The organism is Actinomycetospora sp., from assembly GCF_055612215.1.
The window spans coordinates 1-3,232 of record NZ_JBVPVA010000709.1 but is presented as its reverse complement, the minus strand read 5'-3'; the positions used below and the strand labels follow the sequence as shown (position 1 = coordinate 3,232).

At 69.2% G+C, this 3,232-nt stretch carries 3 protein-coding genes; all 3 read left to right on the top strand.

The genetic code is table 11. From position 1 onward, the window contains the following. The first annotated feature begins 332 nt into the window (after positions 1–332). Positions 333–1,088: a MerR family transcriptional regulator gene (locus AC0CYZ_RS19475; RefSeq protein WP_472218313.1), complete on the top strand. Its 756-nt coding sequence runs from the start codon at positions 333–335 to the stop codon at positions 1,086–1,088. A gap of 125 nt (positions 1,089–1,213) precedes the next feature. Continuing rightward, positions 1,214–2,326 (top strand): ferredoxin reductase, encoded by a 1,113-nt coding sequence (locus tag AC0CYZ_RS19470; RefSeq protein WP_472218312.1) that lies wholly within the window; start codon positions 1,214–1,216, stop codon positions 2,324–2,326. 44 nt (positions 2,327–2,370) lie between these two features. Beyond that, positions 2,371–3,232 (top strand): fatty acid desaturase family protein (locus tag AC0CYZ_RS19465; RefSeq protein ID WP_472218310.1); only part of this gene is annotated, 862 nt, incomplete at its 3' end.

Below are 3,232 nucleotides of genomic sequence, written 5' to 3'. Positions count from 1 at the left end.
TGCACGACGATCACGAGCACGCTGTGCATCGTCCGAGCGATGTCACCTGCGTGGTGTGCCCGTCGCCGGCAGAACCGGGGTCCGGCCTGGCCGACCCGCGGGTCAGGGGTACGCCACGCACCGTCCGACGCCACTCGACCTGAGTGCAGTACCCCTGGTCAGGAAAGCGGGACCAGGACCTCGTCCACCCCGAACGCCACGGGCGCCCCACGCGGCCGCCGGGGGCCGAACCCGCCCGCGCCCGCGCACCCCTCGACGTGACCGACCTCGCACAACTACTAGGTACCCGGGGTAACACGAACCGCGCTCGCCGTGGAACACTCGTACCGTGAGTGGGCGTGGGGTCTCCGGGGGCATGGACGATCGACCGTCTGGCCTCCCATGCTGGGATGACCGTCCGGAACGTCCGCGCCCACGCGGCCCGCGGACTACTCCCTCCGCCGCACATGCAGGGGCGCACCGGGTTCTACGGCACCGAGCACCTCGCCCGGCTCGAGCTCATCACGCACCTGCAGTCCGAGGGGTTCTCGCTCGCCGCGATCGAACGCCTCGTGGACGCCACACCGAGCCAGACCGCCGAGCGCGCCCTCTCGCAGTACCTCGACATGCTGATGCCCTGGCAGGCGGAACCGCCGGTGGACATGGACCGCGACGAGTTCACCTCGTGGGTGGGCGTCGAGCCGGCGCACTACGACATGCTCGTCGGTGCGGGGCTGATCGAGGACCTCGGTGGCGGGTCGATCCGGGTGCACAGCCCCGGGATGGTGCGGGCCGGCGCGGAGGCGGTGCGCCTCGGGATGCCACTGGACGCGCTCCTCGGCACGCGGCGGATGGTGCTCGAGCACGTCACCGAGGTCGCCGAGAACTTCGTCGATCTCTTCCGACGTACCGTGTGGCAGGACTTCGTCACGGCGGGCCTGCCGGCCGACCGTTTCGAGGAGATCCGCGAGGTCGTGGCCAAGCTGCAGCCCGTCGCGGCGCAGACGGTGATGTCGGCCTTCCGCGAGACGATGCCGCGGGCGGTCGGCGAGCTCGTCCGCGAGGCGTCCCGGGTCCTCGGGGACGACGAGGACCCCGATCGTCCATGACATCCCGCGATGTCATATGACATCACCGGATGTTTTGATGTGACGAAGATCGGTCAATCCGGAGGCACGCGCTCACCCGTTCGGTGGGGCGCACTCCTGTCCCCGGCAACGAAGCGGAGGCATCAGTGAACGAGTCCTCGACGGGGCTACCCCGCTCGGTCCAGCGGCTGCGCGCGGCCGCGTCCCGCTTCACGACACCGCTGCTCCCCGACGACTACCTGACGCTGCTCAACCCGCTGTGGTCGGCGCGGGAGCTGCGGGGCAAGATCGTCAAGGTCGTGCCGGAGACCGAGGACGCCGCCACGCTGGTCATCAAGCCGGGCTGGGGCTGGTCCTTCGACCACCAGCCCGGGCAGTACGTCGGCATCGCGGTCCAGGTCGACGGCCGCTTCCACTGGCGCTCGTACTCGCTGACCTCGCCGCCGAAGCGCGACGCCGGCCACCTCTCGGTGACCATCAAGGCGCAGCCGGAGGGCTTCCTCTCCCAGCACCTCGTACGCGGCGTCGCGCCCGGCACCATCGTCCGGCTCGCCCCGCCGCAGGGTGATTTCGTCCTGCCCGAGCCGCCGCCGAAGAAGATCCTCTTCCTCACCGCGGGCAGCGGGATCACGCCGATCATGGCGTTCCTCCGGACGCTCGACCGGCGCCGGACGATGCCCGACGTCGTGGTCGTGCACTCCGCGCCGGACCCCGAGCACTTCCTGTTCTCCGACGAGCTCTCCGACCTCGACCAGCGGTACGGCTCCGTCACCGTGATCCGCCGCCACACGACCGAGGAGGGTCACCTCGACCTGCACGACCTCTCGGAGGTCTGCCCCGACTGGACCGAGCGCGAGGCGTGGGTCTGTGGCCCGAACGCGATGCTCGACGAGGCCGAGGAGGTCTGGGAGGCCGAGGGTCTCGAGGACCACCTGCACGTCGAGCGCTTCTCGGCCAACCTCGCGGGCGGGGAGGCCGAGGGCGGCACCGTCACCTTCTCCCAGTCGGAGAAGGAGGTCGAGGTCGACGGAGCGACCACCCTGCTCGAGGGCGGTGAGTCGGTGGGCCTGAAGCTGCCGTTCGGCTGCCGCATGGGCATCTGCCACACCTGCGTCGTGCCGCTGCGCTCCGGCACGGTGCGCGACCTGCGCGACGGCACCGAGCACCGCGCGGACGGCTCCGGCGGACAGAGCTGGGACGCCGTCAAGATCCAGACATGCATCACGGCGGCCGCAGGCGACTGCGTCGTCGACGCCTGAGACAGCGACAACCACCGCAGCCGCAAGCAACGATAGGAGTCGCCGTGGCCATCCGGGACGTGAAGGAATTCGCCCACCTCAGCCAGGAGGACGTCGAAGCACTGGGCCGGGAGTTCGACCAGATCCGGTCCGACATCGAGGAGTCGCGCGGGGACGCCGACGCCGCCTACATCCGACGGCTGATCACCATCCAGCGACGGCTCAACGTCGCCGCCCGCGTGATGATGTTCGGCAGCAACCGCCGCGAGCTCTGGTGGGCCGGCGCGCTCACGCTCGGCGTGGCCAAGATCCTCGAGAACATGGAGATCGGCCACAACGTCATGCACGGCGAGTGGGACTGGATGAACGATCCGGAGATCCACTCGTCGACGTGGGAGTGGGACAACGTCTGCCCGGCCGATCAGTGGAAGCACTCGCACAACTACCTGCACCACACGTACACGAACGTCATCGGCAAGGACAAGGACGTCGGGTACGAGATCCTCCGGGTCCGGTCCGACCAGCCGTGGCACCCGTACTACCTGACGCAGCCCATGGTGAACACGCTGCTCATGCTGGCTTTCGAGTACGGCGTCTCGCTGCACGACCTCGACATCGAGGGCCTGCGCAAGCAGCAGATCGAGGACCCGGACGAGTTCAAGCGCAAGCTCGCGGACATCGCACGCAAGCAGGCCCGCCAGATCGGCAAGGACTACGTGCTGTTCCCGGCGCTCACCGGCCCGAACTTCGTGCCGACCGCGACGGCGAACTTCACCGCCAACGTGATCCGCAACATCTGGTCCTACGCGATCATCTTCTGCGGGCACTTCCCCGACGGCGCCGAGGTGTTCACCGAGGAGGAGCTGGAGAACGAGACGCAGGGCGAGTGGTACCTGCGCCAGCTGCTCGGGTCGGCCAACTTCACCG